This is a genomic window from Paenibacillus sp. FSL L8-0644, assembly GCF_038008165.1.
GTDB classification, from domain to species: Bacteria; Bacillota; Bacilli; order Paenibacillales; family Paenibacillaceae; genus Paenibacillus; species Paenibacillus polymyxa_D.
Window position 1 is genome coordinate 5,420,985 of the sequence record NZ_JBBOYN010000001.1, and the last position, 21,613, is coordinate 5,442,597.

Here is a 21,613-nt window from a genome sequence, read left to right on the forward strand (position 1 = left end):
ATGAAAAGGGCAGCCTATCCTCACCTAAGGATAGGCTGCTTTCGCGTTTACTACCGTTGCAGTGCGTTCCTGATTCTGCGAACCCCTTCACGAATTTCATTTTCCTTTAGATGCCCATAGCCCATGAGCAGCCGGTTCCCTTCAAGCTGTGCCGCAAATACATTTTGACTATGGAGACATTTCGGCAAATCCTCTCGGAACGGGAACTGAAACTCTGCTACCAAATGTAAACCCGCCGATCGGCCACACACCCGATATTGCCCTGTAAAATGCTGCTCAAGGCTATCAAGCAGGACTTGACGACGCTTGGCATACACTTTCTTCATCTTATGTACATGTTTATGAAGGAGTCGCTTCCTGATATACCTACTCAACACAATTTGCTCCAGGCTCGCCGTCTGGTAATCCGCCAGTTGCTTTAAACGGATAAAATCAGCGACTCGTGACGAGGGAAGAACGATATAGCCGATCCGCAGCGCGGGGAATAATATTTTGCTAAACGTCCCGACATATAGCACCCGTTCTGGGTCCAGACTCTGCAAGGAGTGGACGGGCGCCCCGTCATACCGGAACTCACTGTCATAATCATCTTCGAGCAGAAGACATCCTGTCCGGGCTGCATACTGAATTAGCTCGATCCGCCTTTGGATCGGCAAGATACCCCCCAGCGGGAACTGGTGCGAGGGTGTCAGATATGCCAGTTTGGGGTGTTTCTTTTGCGGCAGATCGGCTGTTATAACTCCCGAATCATCAACAGTCATACTCCGAAGTGTGGCTCCTGTGGCCGCCAGAATGCTTTTTAAATCTTCATTTGTCGGTTCCTCTACCAGGGCTTCATCTCCAGCTGACAGTAACAGACGGGTGACAAGCTGAATCGCTTGTACTGCTCCGCTAGTGATTACAATATGTTCCGGGCTGACTTTCACTCCTCTGGTGTGACTCAAATAGTCGGCTAGCTCCCTGCGTAACTCAGGCTCTCCAGCAGGATCGCCATAACCTAGTGCCAGATCAGGAGCCTCTTTGCATACGCTCTGAAGCAAGTCAGCCCATGATTTGCGCGGAAATAATTCCAATGCAGGAAGGCCTGTCCGGAAGGAAATTACCGACATCTCATTTGAATATGCAGATTCCACTGCAGACGCAGACGCCTCGATAGGCGGTGCGGATACATAACCTGGAAGGACGGCCCCTTCGGCTACATAGGTTCCTGAACCTGAGCGCGCAATGGCTAAGCCTTCGGCTAGCAGCATTTCATAAGCTTCGAGGATAACATTCCGGGAAACGTTCAACTGTAAGGCCAGCACCCGGGTCGAAGGAAGTTTATACCCTGCATTCAGTTCTCCAGCTAAAATACGGTCCCGTATTGCTTGATATACCTGACGCAGCATCGGAACTGTCACATTCTTATCGATAGATAACCACATAGCTACCCCCCAAGCGGTACTGTCGAAAACCTCTTCAACTGGATCTACAAGTGCCCAGTTTCTATTGCTACAGTATATATCAATATCTGTACAAGAGGTGAGATAAAATGAACAAACCAACCTTTTCGACTTACATGGAATTAGTGATCGCCACTTCCATTGTCGGCAGTTCTGTGGTAGTCGGCAAACTGGTCGTGATGCAGCTGCCTGTTTTTTTATCGCAATCTGCCAGTCTGGCTGTTGCCCTTCTGTTCTTGGTACCCATTGTATTCATCAAGAAGTATTCATTAAGGATCAGCAAACGGGATGCCTTAATCCTGTTCATTCAAGCACTGGTCGGCATGTTTCTCTTCCGTGTCCTAATGCTGTACGGGCTGGCCTACGCCTCTGCTTCTGAAAGCGGAATTTTAACTAGCTTAACCCCAGCTATTGTTGCACTTCTTTCGTATGTGCTGCTGAGAGAAAAGATTACGCTCCGCCCCGGACTAGGGATTGCCTGTTCACTGCTCGGTGTTTTGGCACTACAAGTACCTCACATATCGGCGCTCTGGTTCAATGCTCCTAACGCAACCTCGTTCATTGGCCCGCTGCTTGTTCTGTCTGCTGTGTTCGGAGAAGCGGCACTGACAGTGTTACGCAAGATGCTATCCAGCCATGTCTCTTCCCTGCTTGGAACCATGTATATAACACTCTTTTCATTCCTCATGTTCCTGGCTTGTTCCTTTGTGGAGGCCCAACAGTTCAACTTTAACCACGTTGGTGTAGGGGAGATTGGGCTAGTCTTATATTATGGTATCTTTGTCACCGCATTAGGCTACGTATTATGGTTTAGGGGTGTATCAAGAGTACCGGCTAGTACAGCAGCTGTATACACGGGTTGTATTCCCGTCAGCACACTGCTGCTGTCCTATATCATCCTCCGTGAATCCTTCTCATTTGCTCATCTGGCTGGTGCAGGCTTTGTATTTCTCGGCATCATACTTATATCACGCGGTGAACGCCGCTGACTCATGCAAAGACCTTCTCAAAAAAGAGGCTCCCGACTGAAACTTCGGGAGCCTCTTTTCTTTAATTTAGGTTCTTATCGCATTGAATTAATGCACCTGATCCAGCAATTGATATGCTTCTTCCTTCGTTTTAACCGCCAGGAGCGCCTCTCGGAAGTGATCGTCCATCAGCTTACGCGATAACATTTGCAGCACTTTTAGATGTGTATTTTCCTTGCTGTTGCGCGGTACGGCAATCATAAAGATCAGTTTTGCTTCACTTCCGTCTGCACTATTCCAGTCAACACCGCCTTGCTTGATGCCAAAGACCACGCTTGGCTTCAGGACAGCTTCCGATTTGCCATGAGGAATGGCAATATTCATTCCAATGCCTGTGGAGCCTTCTTCCTCTCTGGCTAATATCGCCTGTTTGAAATCACTGGCAGAGCTTACGGCTCCAGTTCTCTCAAGTGCTCCGATCATTTCATCAACCACAGCATCTCGTGTCGTTCCTTCCAGATCCAAATTAATCAGATCCATCGTTACAATATCCGTCAGTTTCTCAATGTGCATGGCTTGCGAAGACACTGCTGGCCCGTTATTTGTGACAGTTGTTGATGCAGATGACTCCGCCGCAGCAGTCGTTGTAGTAATCGCAGATTGCCCAGCTCCTGCGGTAGAATGTCCAGGCATCGCTTCCCCAGCAGCATCCGGAGTTACAGTTGCTGCAATATCTTTTTTCAGCAAGCTCACCAGGACAACCGATACGGCTACGCCGACAATAACGGCAATGAAGAACATAAGCACATGGTCCACTGCACCAAGTACAGCTACAATCGGTCCACCGTGAGCTACCTTATCACCTACATTTCCCAACATGGCGATGACAGAACCGACCATGGACCCTACCATAATACTGGGAATAACACGCAGTGGATCTTGCGCCGCGAATGGAATCGCACCTTCGGTAATCCCGAACAACCCCATCGTGAATGTTGCCTTCCCGGCCTCGCGTTCCGCAGGTGCAAATTTACGTTTGTTGATCATCGCTGCAAGTCCCATCCCAATCGGCGGAATACAAATCGCAACGGCGATTGGCCCCATAATTTCATAATTCCCTTCGCCGATCATGGCCGAACCGAATAAGAATGCGACTTTGTTCACAGGACCGCCCATATCAAAGGAGATCATCGCACCTAGAATCAATGCCAGTAGAATTGAACTTGTACCTTGCATGCCTGCAAGCCAACCCGTTAAAGCTTCAAACAATTGTGCGACTGGAGCACCGATCACAAAGACAAAGATTAGTCCAACAATTAAAGATGCCAATACAGGGATAATAATAATAGGCATGATCGGCTGTAACGCTCGGCCAACTTTAATTTTCCGAATCCCAAGTGCAACATAACCCGCCAGGAAACCGGCGATAATGCCGCCGATAAATCCAGCCCCCGCCTCACTTCCATAAAAGCTGCCGTTCGCAGCAATGAATCCGCCAACCATACCCGGTGCAAGCCCCGGTCTATCCGCAATACTCATCGCGATAAATCCGGCGAGGATCGGTATCATAAAAGTAAACGAAGCCGAGCCGATATTCTGAACCGTCTTCCAGAATGAGCCGTCCGGTATAACCAGACCGCCTGGTGTCTTCTCACCGCCAATCGTCAACGCAATAGCAATGAGCAATCCTCCAATGACGATAAAGGGTACCATATAGGATACACCGTTCATCAAGTGTCGGTAGATGGGATTTTGTTTCGGTTTGTTCTCCTGTGAGCTACCCTCGGCAGAACGTGACTCTGCTTGGTACACAGGTACATTCCCCTTCATCACCCGCTGGATCAATTCTTCCGGACGGCGAATGCCATCCTGTACGCCTACGACCAGCAGTTTCTTACCGACGAAACGGTCTTTAACCACCGTTTTATCCGCTGCAATAATAATGCCATCTGCCTCACGGATCTCCTGCTCGGTCAGTTGATTTTCGACTCCAATGGAACCTTGTGTCTCAACTTTCATCTCAATGCCCAGCTTTGCTGCTGCCTTTTGCAGATTCTCAGCTGCCATATACGTATGTGCAATTCCGTTAGGACATGAGGTAATCGCCAATATCTTCATGTTCATTCCCCTTCTCTCTGGTGTTTCCGCTTACATTGATAGTATAAACGCCTATCTTGCTGTTATCGGACGAACTTTTTACCGGAACTTTCGGAAAAACGGAATTATACCGACAAAAAACAGGACTTAACTATAAGTCCTGCTCCAGAGCACAGCTTTTTGATTTTAGTTTATCCCTTCATTCTCCCTAATAATCTCATCGCATCGGTCTCCTTAGATAAGGCATGAACTAAAGCAGGTTGCTCACTGATCAGGGACAATTCCTTGAATAACTGGCGCATCTCTTCCCGCCCATCTTGTTTAACCGCAAGCAAGAACACAAGCTCTACTTTCTCGGTCCCCCAGGTAAGCGGCTGCTTCAAGGTAGCGATTACAATAGAGGACTGCCTTATCCATTCAGAACTGCCATGCGGGATAGCTATGCCTCCTCCAATCGTCGTAGCCGACATTTTCTCACGCGCCAGTACGCTGTCCACATAACCGGGCTCCACATATCCTTTGTCCTCCAGTATTTGCGCCAGCTTGGAGATCAATTGTTCCGGATGCTGCACTTCCTGCTGGGGAAAGACCAAAAAAGGTGTTGTATATTTAAAAAATACCGATTCTTCTGCTGCCCTATGTTCCGGCTCATCCAGTCGTCGGATCACTTGCTCCAGTCGACGTTCGTCCTTGGCATCCAGCAAGGGAGAGACGAGAATGTGCGGAATGTTCATCTCTGGGAGATCTACAGTGGTAATGACGAGATCCACCTCCTGGGCTGCCAGATAGTCCTGGACTTCTGCTTTGGAAAGGGTGGTCTCCACATGTACAGCCGGAAATTTACGTTCCACCTTGGTGCGCAGCAGTTGGGACATACCGATGCCCATGTGACACACGATAATGGCTCTCTGGGGATGACTCTCTTTCCGGTGCAATCGCTCCACAGAAGCCTGAAAATGCAGCGTTAAATACGCCGCTTCCTCCTCGGGGAATGATAGCCGGACCCATCTCCCCACCTCTTCCAGCGTAATAATAACTCGGTCGAACATGTAGGGGTACATCTTCTTGATCTCGGCCAGCATAGGATTGGACACGGTCAACCCATATTGAAGACGGTTCAGGGTCGTATATAAATGGACATTCAACCCTTTCAGCAACATCTTGTCCTTGGAAAAGGCAATCATATTCAGCTCGGACATCCGCCGGACTAACTGCTCAATCAACTCAGGCAAAAGCGGGTGGCTATCTGCCAGCTCACCTTGTTTTCCTGTTCTTTCCTCCTGCTGGTAACGGAACTTCCCGCTAAGCAGGTGCAGAGTTAAATACGCTGTCTCTTCCTTGGAAAAAGGCACGGCAAACAACTTTTGCAACTGCTGCAAAAAAGACATAGCCCATGTAAATTCGCGTCTCTCCTGCAAAAAGGCAATGTCCTGCTTGGAGAGGGAAATGGGTTGTCCCATCTTGGTTCGTTTGACCATTAAGAGGATATGCAGCATTAGAGCTTCGAAAGCTTCGTCAGTAAAGCTGAGCTCATTGCGTTTTTGCAATGCTTTTAATTCATGATTTATGGTTGTAATCTCGTGCGATTCAAACTGTTTGCGCATCAACTGTCCTGTTAACTCAGGACTGTCAATCAGCTGGTTCATCCGCGCCAAAGCGATGCGCTTATTTTTCTCAGAGCCTAGGATGGTCAAGCCTACGCGCTGCTTGGTAATTAAGGCCAGATCAAAGCTGTGTAGCCAGCCATCAATCTTCTCCATATCTCTACGAATTACCGTCTTGTTCACATAATACTGTGAAGCTAGATCCTGGATGGTCACAGGCTTGGCATTCATCAAGAGCCGATAGGCGAGATGCAGTACCCTTTCCTCATCTGACTCATGTTGGGCCGTACTCTCGTCCGCATACAGTCGATGGAATAATTCATTCTGATCCGCTTCACCCATCTCCAGATAAATGCCGCGTCCCGGCCTTCTCACCAGATTGGCATCAGAATGCTTGACGATATAATCTTCAATTACTTTCAGATCGTTGCGGATCGTCTTTTCAGAGCAGTCGGTCAGATCCGCCAGATCCTGCGCTAACCACAACCGGTCCGGTTCAGTTAACAACATGCGTAAAATTTCCATTTGCCTTTTATTCATTCCATTCTCCCATCTTCCAAGTTAAAGAATGTCCAGGGCATTTCGAGCTATATTTTTGCTGGTTTTGTGTTGACTTTAAGTATACTCCAAGTAGTACATTTAAAGCATGGTGGCCGCCAAATTCAAGAATAATGAAAAGAGGAATCACTCATGACCATTGGAAAAACAGTTCTTATTACTGGGGCCAACAAAGGCATCGGGTATGAAACAGCCAGACAATTGGGCGGTATGGGTTTTACAATCCTGGTTGGCTCACGGAATGAGCAGAGCGGCCGGGAAGCGGTGGCTAAGTTGGCTAATGAGGGAGTAAAAGCCCGATTGATTTTGTTAGACGTGACGAATCACAGTACGATTGATTCCGCAGCCCATCAGATCAAACAAGAATCCGGTTCCCTTGATGTACTCATCAACAATGCCGGCATATCTTTGGGAGGAGCCACTCCTCCAAGTCAGTTTTCTTTGGACGATTTAAGAGAAACGTATGAAACAAACTTTTTCGGTTTGGTCGCCGTGACGCAAGCCATGCTGCCTTTATTGCAAGAATCTCCATGCGGTAGAATCGTTAACTTGTCGAGTGGCCTTGGTTCATTAACCTATAATAGCGATCCTGAACATGAGCATGCCCAATTTAATTTGCTTGCCTACAATAGCAGCAAAGCAGCGGTTAATATGTTCACCGTCACCCTTGCCAAGGAACTCAAAGACTCACCTCTCAAAGTTAATTCGGCTGATCCTGGCTTTACCGCCACTGACTTAAATGGCTTTACAGGACCGGGTTCGGTACAACAAGCTGCTGCTGTCGTTGTTCGTTTAGCAACTTTAAATAATGACGGGCCGTCAGGAGGGTTTTTCGACGCGAATGGAGAAGTGCCTTGGTAATCGTTACAATTAAGGAGTGGGATACTTTGCAGGAAATTCCGGAGACCATAACCTCTATTCGTCAAGCGGCAGAACTAACAGGTTTAACAGAGGATACCATACGCTATTATGAGCGAATTGGCTTGCTGCCTTATGCAGAACGAAAGGCTAACGGACACAGGTTCTACAGTAGAGATCAGATTCTGGGGATTATCTTTTTAACCCGATTAAAAGCCACTGGAATGACCATAGAGGAAATGAAGCATTATCGAGAACTTTCGATGCAAGGCAACAGCACCATTCCGATTAGACACTCCTTACTTGAAAAACATAATCAGAAGATTCAACAAGAAATCTCCAGACTGATGGAGACCCAAAAAATTATTAAATATAAGCTCAGCCATTATCGCGACCTCTCTACCAATCCTGATCTTAGCGACACGAATTGTAACCCTACAACACCCAGCACCAATCCCCTTCTTTAAGGGGTTTTTTATTGCTTTATCCAAAAAGAAGGTCGATCATGTTGTACAATGATCAACCTTCTTCCTATCCATGCTCCCCTGCTTGATTTACCTACATCTATCATTACTGAGAACGATTGATATACTCTGATTTGACCAACGCGCACATGTAAAGATCATCATATTTCCCGGACGTAAATTCATATTGGGAGAGGAGCCCTTCCTGCCGAAAGCCTGCTTTTTCGAGCAAACGCAAGGATTGTGCATTCTCTGGCTCTACTAGCGCCTGAATGCGGTTCAATGAGAGGGTATTAAACCCATAGTCGATTACAGCTGCAAGTACCTCCAACATTAACCCTTGGCCCCAATAGTCTCTGGACAATTCATAGCCCATTTCTGCCCGGTGATGACGTTGGTCCCAGTTATGAAACCCGCAAGAACCGACGATTTTACCTTCATTCGTTTGAAGAGCCCAGCGTATTCCCTGATCTGTCTCAAAAATCCGATCATACCAACTGATCTCATCCAGTACATCCTGTTCAGACTCAAACGGGCTCAGTCCATAAAACTTCATAACCTGCTCATCTGAAAAGTATTCCAACATGTCCTTGCTGTCCGTCGCTACCATTTTTCGTAATACGAGACGTTCGGTCGTTATAACCGGAAACTCACCTTTCACATTCTCACCTCTTGCTGCCTTGTTCGCTTTTGCCAGCTCTTCTTGCATACCCATACCTCCCGAGTCTATCGTTACTTTCTTCTTCCAATTATAGAGTAAATGAGAGGAAGGGATATTTATAATAATTTCTTTGTTTATAGAATGTTTTCCTAAACATGGATTGTAAAATGACCGTTAATATAAGGAGTGTGTTTTTAATTATTAAGAAGAGGTGTATTTTTTGGACGAACAGCACGTACCACACAACCCGCAGGAATCTTCAAGACAGATGTACATTCGGCATGGTCAAAATTATGGGGTAGATCCAAACAGGATGGCGGCGTTATCAAAAACATACGGGAACTCTACTCTGTTTAGACGGTGGGGAGCAACAGTTTTTGATTGCATATTTTTTTATCTTGGGTATATTTGTTTCTTTATTTCTGTCATTCAAATAACGGATAGATGGTTTTGGCCTTTAGCGATTGCATCCCGTTGTATTCTGCTTATTGCTTTCTTCAGCTATTATTTGCTTTTGGAAGGTTACACAGGCTATACGCTGGGTAAGTTCGTCTTTCGTATTAAGGTGGTTAACGGGGAAGGTAAGCCTCCTGGTTTTCTTAAATCACTCATTCGTACGCTGCTCAGGCTAATCGATACCAATCCGTTGCTAATGGGTGGGATACCTGCTGGTATCAGCGTGTTAGTAACTGCATCTAGACAACGAATTGGTGATTTAGCTGCAGGTACATATGTTGTAAAGGTACGGGATTTAGAGCCGATTAGCAAAAAGACAATGAAACGTTCGCTGTTTATATTTTTTACCGCCATAGTGATCTTGGGAGCCTCGTTTGTAAATGCTATTTTTATACTGGCAAATAGTTACGTGCCTCCTGAAGCTCCAGTGAGCAAGAAAGAGCAAAGCTATGTGAGTAAAGATGGACGATTTCAAATCACAGCCCCACTGGACTGGTCAACAGATCCGGACCGTGAAGGAAAAGCAGAGATTGCGATATTTAATCCGTACATTCAAAAGTCCGTTGTGGTACTATCCCACTCGAAAAAGCAATTGGGCAATATAACTCTCCAACAGTATGGTAAGAAAGCTGAAAATAACTTAACCAAAGAGTGGAACCTGTCCAGTGTAGGACCTGTCTCTAATACAACCATTCATGGATATCCTGCCCTTGAGTTCGCGATTAAAGGTAAAAAAGATGTGGATAAATATATCACCCACGTAGCGATTATAGAGACCGAAAAGGATTACTACCAGGTGCTAGGATATGCCCCAGCGTCTAAAGACGGCCGTTTAAAGAAAGAACTGCACGACATTATCTATAGCTTCCGCGAGGTTCGTCATTAGTCAGCGTGGCTGGCAATAAAAAGGATAGACACAAAAAGCAGGTGCTCCTTAGAGCCCTGTTTTTTTGCGTACAACGATTCTTCACATCTATGATAAAATGGACTGACATGCTCGGCGACCTGCCTTATCATATTGTTCAGATGCACAATAAATTGGAAACCCTTTCATAAAGGTAATACATTAAGGTACACTATATCACGATAGATAAAGGGGGAATCCGGATTTGTTTCAGCTCTCCGAAAAACAAGCCCAAGACATCGTAGACAAAATGATGAAGGATATTCCATACAATATCAATATTATGAATGAACGAGGCATCATCATTGGCAGCGGCGAGAGTGAACGAATCGGAACCATTCACCAAGGAGCTGTTCAGGCGCTCGAAACCGGGAAAATGATTGAAGTGTGGCAGGACGGCCACTATGAGAAAAAGGGAACCAACGAACCGATTGTCATTCATCATGAGTTAGTTGGCGTGATTGGTATTTCAGGCAATCCTGATGAAGTGCGTCCTTTTTGCAATATTGTTAAAACTACAGTATCTCTCCTGATCGAACAGCGCATCTCATTGGAGCATCTGGCCTATGAAGCCAATCGCAAAAAATCTGTGCTGGAAATGTTATTGAATCATCAGGGAGCCTATACGCAAAAAATAAAAAAAGAAGCAGCTCAATATCACATTGATTTGCTTCTAAAAACTTCGGCTGTATATGTAAAGTATCTGCCTGCTGATCCAGCTCATTTAGCCGAGTTGTCCAATATATTCATGCAGCATCCATCCTTTCGTATGGAGGAAGATTGTTATCTCGTCCTAATACAAAATCAGGAACCGACAGACAAACTGCTAGAGCCACTTGTGCGCAGCCATCCCGATGTGCTGATTACGGTCAGCAGACAAGAGCACAACATTGCGGATGTTTATATGCAAGCCAAGTCAGCTATGAATGTTTTACTGGCTTTGCGCCCGCCTGTGCAAAAAATTTCTTTTGCGGAAGTCGAATTTCTGGTCAAATTGAGTCAAACGAACCTGACGAACACGATCTATCTGGTGAGCAAGCTGGAGGATACCGTGGATTTGCTGGATACGCTGCGAAGCTTTATTAACCATAACGGCAGTGTCTCCTTTACGGCAGATGAATTAAACATTCACCGAAATACGCTGCAATACCGCCTGAAGCGCATCCATACCTTAACTGGTAAAGATCCCCGGAATCTCCTTCAGCTTTTTGAGCTTACGCACGGCTTATTGGCACTGTATCAATGAACAGCTGTTTCACGCCCCTGACCATACGCCAGAAATATCATGTATCCGCTCGCCGCACTCCCAATTTCTCAGTCAATCCGGCTTTAGCTAAGCTCGGGATTACAGGCGAGCGCTCGTATTATTCGGTTCACTTCTCGCTGAATTGAAGTACTCTTGCGATATTCTCGCACGTACGCTCTACGTTTTGCGGCCCTTCGGCCAGCAGATTACCGAGCTCCGAGGCTCCCGGTACGATGCCGAACACCGCATCTATTCCTTCCTTGTACAACGTGTCGATCCCTTCCCCGATATAACCTGCAACCGCAATAACCTTTTTGCCAGACTGTTTGGCCGCCTGAGCTACTCCATAAGGAGTTTTACCGAATTTAGTCTGAAAATCAATACCGCCTTCCCCCGTCAAAACGATATCGGCCGTGGCAAGCTTTTGTTTTAAACCGGTGTATTCAATCACAATTTCAATGCCTTTTTGCAGCGCCGCTTGAGTGAAAATCAATAAGCCCGCACCCAATCCACCTGCTGCGCCTGCGCCTGGGAGATCGCGCACATCCTTGCCTAGTTGCTGCTTCACCACATCGGCGTAATGGGCAAGATTGGCATCCAATTGCTGCACCATCTCCGGGGTTGCCCCTTTTTGTGGCCCGAATACTTGAGAGGCCCCATGCTCTCCGCACAGCGGATTTGTCACATCACAGGCTACAATCAGTTGTACCTGCTGCAACCGGCCATCCAGTGATGAAATATCGACACTGGCCAGCTCGCCCAGACTACCGCCACCGCGCGGAAGAGTATTGCCTGTTGCATCCAGAAATCTGGCGCCCAGTGCTTCCGCCATGCCTGTACCGCCATCATTCGTCGCGCTTCCGCCAATGCCGATGATAATTCTTCGAATTCCCTGGTTCAGACATTCACGGATTAACTCCCCTGTACCGTAGGTGGTTGTCTTTAACGGGTTCTTGTTATCCTTGTTAACCAGATGGATTCCACTGGCGGATGCCATCTCGATTGCCGCCGTGGTGCCGTCTCCCAGCAAGCCGTATGCAGCAGTTACAGGTTCTCCAAGTGGTCCTGTCACCTCAATATAACGAACCTGTCCGCCTGTCGCATCCACCAGTGACTGCACCGTTCCTTCACCGCCGTCCGCCATCGGTACGTGGACGTAATTCGCTGCTGGATAGACCTTGCGCAGTCCTTTCTCCATCGCGATACACACTTCTTTAGCCGTCATGCTTTCTTTAAAAGAATCTGGTGCCAGCACAAATGTTTTCTCTCTCATCTTCTCACCCCATTGTAAATATTAAAGTAAAAATCCATACATGAGTGTCGCTACAATTGCCATCGTCCCACCCACAATAGCTTCGTAAGGAATCAATCCCATCCGTTGTTTAATGCTCATTTTCATGCTGTCTGCCGTGACGTGAAAATAGTTGCCCTGCGGCAAGGAATCAATGACTGTAGCTCCTGTATGCACCATCACAGCTGCGGCGAGCGGGGCCGTTCCCATGTTCAGAATGGCTTCCCCAAACGAGCCTGTCGCCAAAATAACTCCCGTCGAGGTGGACGCCGTGGCGGCTGCCATCAGAATACCTGCAAGCGGTGCCAAAAATGTACCGGAAACTCCCGAAGCTTCAATCAGGCCAACCACCTGTGCAGACAAGTTGGAGGCAGAGATCAGACCGGCAATCCCGCCTGCACCGATCAAAATCAGCACAGTCGCTGTCATTTTATTTAAACCGGAGGCCGAATACTTCAGGATATTGCGCCCTTGTCCCATGGCCAGCATACCCACAATCCCGGCGATCGGCAAAATGTACATCGCATCCACCTTGAAACTCGAAAGTGCTTCAATGCCGGAGATGGAACCAATCGGGTTAATCATCAGCAAAATAACAGCTACCAGCGGGGCTACAATCGCCCGTCCCAACGCTGGATATTTCGATGTATCGACATCACTGTCCATAATATCCTGGTCGGACACCTTCACACCTTTGGTTTTCAACATAGATGCCACCAATACAGTCATGATTAAACCGCATATCGCAGGAACCACGCCCGCCAACATCACGTGGCTTAAATCCAGATTAAATCCGCGCGCCGCCGCAATCGTATTAGGATTGGGAGAGATGATGTTCCCCGCTTTTCCGCCTCCAGACAAAGCCAACAGGAGCGCCAGCTTGGAAATCCCCATTTTGTTACCGACCGACAATGCAATAGGTGCCACAATCAGCACGGCAACGGGAATAAATACACCTACCGCCGTAATAATCATCGTCGCTAAGGCTAGTGCGAGTATCGCTTTACTACCGCCAAATTTCTTTACAATAGCCTGCGCAATCGTCTCCGCCGCCCCGGATTCCATCATTACGCCTGCCAATACACCTGCGGCAAGCACACGAATGACCGTCCCCATCACACTTTGCGTACCGCTTATTAACACGCTGATCGTCTGCTCCAGATTGGCTCCGCCCAATAAAGCGCCTACAATAGCTCCCAAAAATAAAGCATAAACCGGATTCAGCTTTCTTAATATCAGAATAATTGCAATAGCCAGCCCTGCCAGAGCCCCTATCCAACTGATCGTCAATCCTTCCATCTGTCTAACCCCCCGGGCAATTTTTGATTACGCTTTCATTATATCGATTGCTGTATGTGAAAAATATTGAAGAACAGACGAAATTGATTGTGCATTTGCACAAAAAAGTCCGAACAGGCTTACAAAACAAATTTAATGAATACGCTTGCAAATTTAAAATTTAAGATTATAATACCTGTATACAAGTATACTTGATTAATTGAGAAGGTGAAATGATGGTCGAATCAGAATTCCTATATCCCTCCAAATGGCTTTTAAAAGCCTCAGCTGGTGATCGCGTAACTTCCGAGCTTAGAATGCGCATTATTTCTGGCGGGATTGAAAGCGGTACCATATTATCTGAAAATAAACTAGCTGCTGATTTCACTGTAAGTCGCTCACCCATTCGTGAAGCGTTAAAAATACTGGCATCCGAAAATATCATTCGATTAGAAAGAATGGGAGCCGTTGTTATTGGTTTATCAGAAAAAGAAATAGAAGAAATTTATGATGTCCGTCTGCTCATAGAATCCTTCGTATTTGAACGTCTTGTAAAGATGGACACTGATGATTTGGCGAAGGAACTTAGTAAAATACTCGAAATGATGAAAGTCGCCATTAAATATGGTGATGCTGATGAGTTTTCATATCAAGATGTCTTATTCCATGAAACGATTATTCGTGCAGTCAATCATTCTCATATTCTGATGATTTGGAATAATCTAAAGCCTGTTATGGAAAGTCTCATTCTTTTGTCGATGCGTATGCGTTTCAAAGAAAAGTATGAAGATTTTACACGGATTATAAACAATCACGAACTTTATATTGAAGCAATCAAAGCAAAAGATAGAGACCTCATGATCAAGTCTTTACATGAAAACTTTGATGATGTTCAAGGTAAAGTAGAAGACCTATGGATGTCACAACAAATGCTATCTAAAGGAGTCGTGCAACCAAATGACTAACTATATGTTGGGTGTAGATATCGGGACCACAAGTACGAAAGCCGTTCTATTTAGCGAAAAGGGCGAAGTCATCCAACAAGAGAATATTGGATACCCGCTTTATACACCGGACATAGCGACAGCTGAACAAAATCCAGAAGAGATATTTCAGGCTGTCCTACAGGCCATTTCGAATATCATGAAACATCACTCACAAAAAAAGCTATCGTTTGTTTCATTTAGCAGTGCCATGCATAGTGTCATTGCGATGGATGAACATGACCTCCCACTTACGTCTTGTATCACTTGGGCAGATAATCGAAGTGAAGCATGGGCACATAAAATAAAAGATGAGCTGAATGGCCATGAAGTCTATAAACGAACAGGAACACCCATTCACCCCATGTCACCCTTAACAAAAATAGCTTGGATTGTGAATGATCTTTCTGAAACCGCTGTCAAGGTTAAAAAGTATATCGGAATTAAAGAATATATTTTCAAAAAGTTCTTTGATCAATATGTAGTGGATTATTCCCTAGCTTCTGCCATGGGCATGATGAATCTAGAAAAATTAGATTGGGATGAAGAAGCATTAAAAATTGCGGGTATAACCCCTTCTCAATTATCTGAGCTCGTGCCAACAACCCAGATATTTACCAACTGTGATTCAGATTTAGCAAAAAAGATGGGGATCGATCCACAAACATCGTTTGTTATTGGAGCTAGCGATGGAGTCCTTTCTAATCTAGGTGTAAATGCGATACGAAAAGGCGAGGTTGCCGTCACAATTGGGACAAGCGGTGCCATTCGAACCATTATAGACAAGCCTCAAACAGACGAAAAGGGAAGAATATTTTGTTATGCCTTAACAGAAAAGCACTGGGTTATTGGGGGGCCGGTGAACAATGGCGGGATGGTCCTTCGCTGGATCCGTGACGAACTTGCCTCATCAGAAGTAGAAACAGCGAAAAGACTAGGAATTGATCCATATGATGTACTAACCAAGATTGCTGAACGTGTAAGACCAGGATCTGACGGATTGTTATTCCATCCATACCTGGCTGGTGAACGTGCGCCATTATGGAATCCAGATGTACGTGGCTCATTCTTCGGTTTGACGATGTCACACAAGAAAGAACATATGATTCGCGCAGCCCTAGAAGGAGTCATTTACAATTTGTACACCGTATTTTTGGCATTAACTGAATGCATGGACGGTCCCGTGACCCGAATTCAAGCTACTGGAGGCTTCGCGAGGTCAGATGTTTGGCGGCAAATGATGTCCGATATATTCGCATCTGAAGTCGTCGTTCCAGAAAGCTACGAAAGTTCTTGTCTAGGAGCTTGTATTTTAGGCTTGTATGCCACCGGAAAAATCCAGTCCTTTGAAGTCGTCTCTGAAATGGTTGGCAGTACCAACAAACATACACCAAAAGAAGAAGCAACCAAGGAATACAGGAAATTGCTGCCGATTTTCATTAACCTATCCAGAGTATTAGAAGACGATTATACACGGATTTCCAATTATCAAAGAAGCTTAATTAAACACTAAAAAGATAAAAAGCAGGGGGTAATTACAATGCCATTAGTTATCGTAGCGATTGGAATTTTAGCATTACTCGTTTTAATCATGGGCTTCAAATTGAACACCTTTATTTCATTAATCATTGTATCGTTCGGCGTCGCTTTAGCACTTGGAATGCCTTTAGAAGAAATTGTTAAAACCATCGAAGCCGGATTAGGCGGAACCCTTGGTCACTTAGCGTTAATCTTTGGACTTGGAGCGATGTTAGGTAAGTTGATCGCTGATTCTGGTGGTGCTCAACGAATTGCCATGACCCTCGTAGACAAATTTGGTGAAAAAAATATTCAATGGGCGGTCGTAGCTGCTTCATTCATTATCGGTGTGGCGCTATTTTTTGAGGTAGGATTAGTATTGTTAATTCCAATCGTATTTGCCATTTCAAAACAATTAAAGGTTTCTATCTTACATCTCGGTATTCCGATGATTGCAGCTTTATCCGTAACACACGGTTTCTTACCTCCACACCCAGGGCCGACAGTTATTGCCCGTGAATATGGCGCGAACCTTGGTGAGGTTTTACTTTACGGTTTCATTATTGCCATTCCAACCGTTATCTTAGCTGGACCTGTATTTACGAAGCTTGCCAAAAAACTCGTACCTGCATCATTTACGAAAACTGGTAATATTGCCTCTTTAGGTGAACAAAAAGTATTTAAGTCCGAGGAAACTCCTGGATTTGGAATCAGTGTATTTACTGCAATGCTTCCTGTCATTTTAATGTCTATTGCTACGATTATAACTTTGCTTCAAAAAACAATGGGATTTGAAGATAATAGTTTACTAGCAGCGATCCGTTTTATTGGTGATGCATCAACTTCCATGTTAATTTCCTTACTGGTAGCTGTCTACACCATGGGAATAGCAAGAAAAATCCCAATCAAAAATGTAATGGCATCTTGTACAACGGCTATTACTCATATTGGGATGATGCTCTTAATCATTGGGGGCGGCGGAGCCTTCAAACAAGTACTGATTAATGGCGGCGTAGGCGACTATGTAGCTGAATTATTCAATGGAACTACATTATCACCCATTTTACTTGCCTGGATCATCGCTGCAATCTTACGTATTTCCTTAGGTTCTGCAACTGTTGCAGCTTTAACAACCGCTGGTTTAGTTATACCGATGTTAGGACAATCCGACGTTAATCTTGCTTTAGTTGTGCTCGCCACGGGAGCGGGTAGTTTAATAGCTTCACATGTTAACGATGCTGGTTTCTGGATGTTTAAAGAGTATTTTGGTTTAAGCATGAAAGAAACATTTGCAACATGGACATTGCTTGAGACCATCATTTCGGTAGCCGGATTAGGATTTATTTTAGTACTAAGTTTATTCGTATAAACCACGATTCCCGGGCGGTAGATCCCCCACTTATTTTTCTTAGAATCTTCTAAGTTTATAAGTGAGGATCTACGGCCTATTCATTTCAAACAAAAGGAGCAGAAAAAATGTCCAACACAATGGGTGTCATTGGTTTAGGGGTAATGGGCCGTAATATCGCCTTAAACATGGCTGGTAAAGGCGAGCAAGTCGCTGTCTATAATTATACGAGGGATTTAACGGACGATCTTGTCAAAAAAAGTGAAGGTCACTCCATCCATCCCTACTACGAAATTCAAGATTTTGTCTGCTCCTTAAAAACTCCAAGGAAAATTTTCCTTATGGTAACAGCGGGCAAACCGGTTGATTCGGTAATAGGTACATTAGTACCCTTCCTTGAAGCAGGCGATGTGATCATGGACGGTGGTAACTCCCATTACAAAGATACGGAACGTAGATATGATGAATTGAAGTCAAAAGGAATCGGTTATTTAGGAATCGGTATTTCCGGCGGCGAAGTTGGGGCTTTACATGGACCTTCGATCATGCCTGGTGGAGATAAAGACGTATATGAAAAAGCATCTCCTATTCTAACAAAAATAGCAGCCCAAGTAGACGGAGACCCTTGCTGTGTTTATATGGGTCCAAAAGGATCCGGTCACTTTGTAAAAATGGTACATAACGGAATTGAGTACGCAGATATGCAATTAATCGCAGAAGTCTATACATTTTTAAGAAAGAGGCTATGTTTATCTGTTAATGAAATTGCCGACATCTTTGAAACATGGAATCAAGGGGAACTGAAAAGTTATTTAATCGAAATTACCGCAGAGATTTTACGAAAAAAAGATGAAATAACAGGCTTACCTCTGATCGATGTGATTCTGGATAAAACAGGGCAAAAGGGCACAGGTAAATGGACAAGTATTCAAGCAATTGATCATGGAATCCCATCATCCATTATTACAGAGTCATTGTTTGCCCGTTACATCTCCTCTTTAAAAGAAGAACGAGTTTATGCAGAAAATATCCTGACAGGCCCAGAGATTGATCAGCGAAGTTTAGATAAAAATGTGTGGATTGAGTACATTAGACAAGCTTTTTATATGGGTAAAATTTGTGCCTACGCGCAAGGATTTATACAATATAAAATGACTTCTGAGCTTTACGGATGGAATTTACCTTTACAGGATATTGCCCTTATTTTCCGTGGTGGTTGCATCATTCGTGCCAAATTCTTAAATGTAATAAGCGAAACATATCAAGAACAGCCGAATTTGGCTAATCTCTTAATCGCCCCGTATTTTGCTGAAAAGGTTAAAGAGTATCAATTGGGATTGCGAAAAGTAGTCTGTGAGGGTATTAATTCTGGTATTTCGTTTCCATGTTTAAGTGCTTCACTTACTTATTTCGATAGTTACCGGACAGGCATTTCAAATGCTAACCTTTTGCAAGCACAAAGGGATTATTTTGGTGCCCATACTTATGAACGAAGTGATGCAGCAGGGTCCTTTCATACAAACTGGCAGTGATCGATAGTGGTAGTAAATCTCCAGTGCCCTAATGAAGTGGTTCCTTCCCTTCATTAGGGCACTCCTCGTTTAAGCTAAATAAAAAGAAGCCTTGGGCGTATAACATTTCAGCCAAGACTTCTTCAAATAAACATCTACCCAGCCCAGACATTTGGCAAAAGTTTGCATCTGTTGGGGTTTAAGTGCCACCCATAGCTTATCTTTGCAGATATTGTCTCAGCCATTGGAGCGCGGGACGTTCCGTGCCGTTAGAGTTCAGCAGATGTGTGTTCGGCTTCCAAGTTTGTCCCTGGATATACCCCCAGAGCGTAACTCCCTTCACCGCAGAATGCTTCCATAATACCGGAAATTTCTCCTTGTATCTGGCAAGCTGGGTGTTGTCGTCGCCAGTTATATCCAGCTCCGACACATAGATTGGCAATCCTGTTGCCGCCAGCTTGTTCAGTACAGTGTTCATCGTATTAACTGAAACAGTGTCCATGCTAAACTGGTGGCATTGGATACCAATTCCGTCAATCAGGCCTCTGCTCTTGAGCTGATTAATAATATTGACATATTGGTCGGTTAACGAAGGATCATTGATAATTCCATATTCATTGATCAGCAGCTTAGCATTGGGGAAGGCTTGTCTGGCCTGTTGGAACGACCATATGACCCAATCCCATCCGGTCGACCCGTCACCACCAATGGCATTGCGATAGGACGGCTTCTGATGCAGCGGCTCATTCACCACATCTACAAACTCCGCATTCGGATAGCGTTGACCTGCTGCTTTAATCCACTGAGTCACTTCCGCTTTCTGATCAGCAGCCGACAGCCCCCTAACCCAACCTGGCTCCTGGGCACCCCATACCAACGTATGGAACTTGAACGGGAAGCCATTGCTACGGGCATAATTGTAGGCGGTATCGGCCTGTGACCAGTTCATGTTGTTACGGTTGCCTTCAACCGATTCCCACTTAGTCGAGTTTTCCGGCGTCACTTGATTCCAGTATGTCCCGTAACTAGGAGGGACACTGCCCGCAATGACATTCCCCAGGAATTTGCCACCGTTCGCCATACTGGCACTAGCCGGGTTTATCAGAACTGATGATAACAACACACCCGCCAACGCCAAGCCGCTTACCAACTTGCCCACTTTAAATTTCGACATACAATCTCCTCCTCATACGTATAGTTTTTTAATATTCCTACTCTTAAATAAATCGCTTACATTTCCAATTATAAGAATGTAAGGTTATTATCTGCTACATGTAAAAGTAAAGATTTTATCCGAAAAACTTTACATCATTGCGGGGCGACTGAAAACCTGGTGCTCCTTTATCCCAAACAACTCCGAAATGACAAAAAAAGGTTGATGCAAAAAGTGATATGCTCCCCTTACAGTAGCAAGTTTTAACCTGCCTACTCTTTTGGGAACATATCACTTTGGAGACTGCCTATTTAATAGTTTAAGGATTAAGGGCTCTTGCAATTGCGTCTACATAACTTTGGCTAGCACGTTGGCTTACTTCTGCTTGTGGAACTATTCCCTCAAAATTGTGGAATGTGCCGGGATACAGATGGAATTCGACGTCCACCCCCGCTTGGGCAAGGCGTCCCACATATTCGATCGTCTCATCTCGGAATAGATCGAGCTGGCCTACGCACGTATAAGCCGGCGGCAGCCCAGCCAAGCTTTCTGCTCTCGACGGCACCGCATATGGGGACACCTCGCTATCTTCGGTACGATTGCCTAAGTACATGTTCCAGGCCGCCAAGTTGTTCTTCCGGTTCCATGGTGCGTTATCGGCCGTAATTTCATGACTTGACGCCGTAATACTGCGGTCATCGATCATCGGATACAGCGGCATTTGGAAAATGAGGGCTGGCCCACCTTTGTCACGAGCCATTAAAGCAAGTGCTGCGGTCAGCCCGCCGCCCCCACTTGCTCCTGCAATGGCGACCCGATCTAAGTCAATGCCCAGCAGCTCCGCTTCGTCGGTCATCCACGTCAAAGCGGCATAACAGTCATCGATGGCAGCCGGGTAGGGATGCTCAGGAGCAAGTCGGTAATCGACCGATACGACGACGCATTTGGCCGCCTGCACGAAGCGTTCGCACAAAGCATCGTCCATATCAGGATGCCCCATCACATAGCCTCCCCCGTGAATCCACAGCATGGCCGGTAGCCTAACGTCAGTTCGCTGAGCAGGTTCGTAGATTTTGACTAATATCTCGCCTGCTACACTCGGAATCATCCGGCTTGTCGTGCGTACGTGCTCCGACTGCTCAATAGGAGGACTAGACAAATAGCTTCTGCTCAGCTCTAAATTCTCTTCCAGTTGAAAACCAGGAAATTGTGCGATTACTGACCTTAATTCTGGTAATAAACGATTTTCAAAATCCATGCAAGTCACTCCTAT

General features: G+C 45.4%; 17 protein-coding genes. 9 read left to right on the top strand and 8 right to left on the bottom strand.

The window, feature by feature from the left end:
* Nucleotides 1-50: 50 nt before the first annotated feature.
* Nucleotides 51-1,424, bottom strand: coding sequence for a MocR-like pyridoxine biosynthesis transcription factor PdxR (gene pdxR, locus NSS94_RS24590; protein WP_069012305.1), 1,374 nt, complete (start codon nt 1,422-1,424; stop codon nt 51-53).
* Nucleotides 1,425-1,531: 107 nt separating this feature from the next.
* Between pdxR and NSS94_RS24595 the strand changes: the two genes are divergently transcribed.
* Complete coding sequence (locus NSS94_RS24595; RefSeq protein WP_341040340.1) at nt 1,532-2,431, top strand: DMT family transporter; 900 nt, start codon at nt 1,532-1,534, stop codon at nt 2,429-2,431.
* Nucleotides 2,432-2,518: 87 nt separating this feature from the next.
* On the opposite strand, the gene NSS94_RS24600 is transcribed toward NSS94_RS24595, so the two are convergent.
* Nucleotides 2,519-4,528: a PTS fructose transporter subunit IIABC gene (locus NSS94_RS24600; RefSeq protein ID WP_341040341.1), complete on the bottom strand. Its 2,010-nt coding sequence runs from the start codon at nt 4,526-4,528 to the stop codon at nt 2,519-2,521.
* 170 nt (nt 4,529-4,698) lie between these two features.
* Complete coding sequence (locus NSS94_RS24605) at nt 4,699-6,651, bottom strand: BglG family transcription antiterminator (protein ID WP_341040343.1); 1,953 nt, start codon at nt 6,649-6,651, stop codon at nt 4,699-4,701.
* Between the two features lie 150 nt (nt 6,652-6,801).
* Here NSS94_RS24605 and NSS94_RS24610 point away from each other — a divergent pair, with 150 nt between their 5' ends.
* Complete coding sequence (locus NSS94_RS24610) at nt 6,802-7,530, top strand: SDR family oxidoreductase (protein WP_341040344.1); 729 nt, start codon at nt 6,802-6,804, stop codon at nt 7,528-7,530.
* Nucleotides 7,524-7,994: a MerR family transcriptional regulator gene (locus NSS94_RS24615; protein ID WP_341040346.1), complete on the top strand. Its 471-nt coding sequence runs from the start codon at nt 7,524-7,526 to the stop codon at nt 7,992-7,994. Before NSS94_RS24610 ends, NSS94_RS24615 begins: the two co-directional genes overlap by 7 nt.
* Nucleotides 7,995-8,097: 103 nt before the next feature.
* Here the strand turns inward: NSS94_RS24615 and NSS94_RS24620 are convergent, their stop codons facing one another.
* Nucleotides 8,098-8,652 (bottom strand): GNAT family N-acetyltransferase, encoded by a 555-nt coding sequence (locus NSS94_RS24620; RefSeq protein ID WP_341040435.1) that lies wholly within the window; start codon nt 8,650-8,652, stop codon nt 8,098-8,100.
* A 211-nt stretch (nt 8,653-8,863) separates the two neighbouring features.
* On the opposite strand from NSS94_RS24620, the gene NSS94_RS24625 reads away from it, so the two are divergent.
* Both NSS94_RS24625 and NSS94_RS24630 read left to right on the top strand, forming a co-directional pair.
* On the top strand, nt 8,864-9,994 hold the full coding sequence (locus tag NSS94_RS24625) for an RDD family protein (protein WP_239645251.1): 1,131 nt from the start codon (nt 8,864-8,866) through the stop codon (nt 9,992-9,994).
* Nucleotides 9,995-10,217: 223 nt separating this feature from the next.
* Nucleotides 10,218-11,258 (top strand): CdaR family transcriptional regulator, encoded by a 1,041-nt coding sequence (locus tag NSS94_RS24630; protein ID WP_029518873.1) that lies wholly within the window; start codon nt 10,218-10,220, stop codon nt 11,256-11,258.
* A gap of 127 nt (nt 11,259-11,385) precedes the next feature.
* Here NSS94_RS24630 and NSS94_RS24635 read toward each other — a convergent pair whose 3' ends face one another.
* Together NSS94_RS24635 and NSS94_RS24640 are read right to left on the bottom strand one after the other, a co-directional pair.
* Entirely contained in the window at nt 11,386-12,531 is a 1,146-nt protein-coding gene (locus NSS94_RS24635; protein WP_341040348.1) for a glycerate kinase family protein, read from the bottom strand.
* A gap of 21 nt (nt 12,532-12,552) precedes the next feature.
* On the bottom strand, nt 12,553-13,848 hold the full coding sequence (locus NSS94_RS24640; RefSeq protein ID WP_025719225.1) for a GntP family permease: 1,296 nt from the start codon (nt 13,846-13,848) through the stop codon (nt 12,553-12,555).
* Between the two features lie 212 nt (nt 13,849-14,060).
* On the opposite strand from NSS94_RS24640, the gene NSS94_RS24645 reads away from it, so the two are divergent.
* The 4 genes from NSS94_RS24645 (at nt 14,061) to gnd (ending at nt 19,208) form a co-directional block, all read left to right on the top strand.
* Nucleotides 14,061-14,792: a GntR family transcriptional regulator gene (locus tag NSS94_RS24645; protein ID WP_029518875.1), complete on the top strand. Its 732-nt coding sequence runs from the start codon at nt 14,061-14,063 to the stop codon at nt 14,790-14,792.
* Nucleotides 14,785-16,323 carry a gluconokinase gene (gene gntK, locus NSS94_RS24650; protein WP_318627776.1) on the top strand — a complete coding sequence of 513 codons (1,539 nt, stop codon included), beginning with the start codon at nt 14,785-14,787 and terminating at the stop codon, nt 16,321-16,323. Before NSS94_RS24645 ends, gntK begins: the two co-directional genes overlap by 8 nt.
* 27 nt (nt 16,324-16,350) lie before the next feature.
* Nucleotides 16,351-17,697, top strand: coding sequence for a GntP family permease (locus NSS94_RS24655; RefSeq protein WP_029518877.1), 1,347 nt, complete (start codon nt 16,351-16,353; stop codon nt 17,695-17,697).
* Between the two features lie 107 nt (nt 17,698-17,804).
* Nucleotides 17,805-19,208, top strand: a complete 1,404-nt coding sequence (gene gnd, locus NSS94_RS24660) for a decarboxylating NADP(+)-dependent phosphogluconate dehydrogenase (RefSeq protein WP_340957464.1) — start codon at nt 17,805-17,807, stop codon at nt 19,206-19,208.
* A 196-nt stretch (nt 19,209-19,404) separates the two neighbouring features.
* Here gnd and NSS94_RS24665 read toward each other — a convergent pair whose 3' ends face one another.
* The gene (locus NSS94_RS24665; RefSeq protein ID WP_340957467.1) at nt 19,405-20,361 is read right to left on the bottom strand and encodes an endo-1,4-beta-xylanase; all 957 of its coding nucleotides are present in this window, start codon (nt 20,359-20,361) and stop codon (nt 19,405-19,407) included.
* 298 nt (nt 20,362-20,659) lie between these two features.
* A complete protein-coding gene (locus tag NSS94_RS24670) occupies nt 20,660-21,598 on the bottom strand; it encodes an alpha/beta hydrolase (protein ID WP_165146376.1) in 939 nt (312 codons plus the stop codon).
* Nucleotides 21,599-21,613 lie beyond the last annotated feature (15 nt).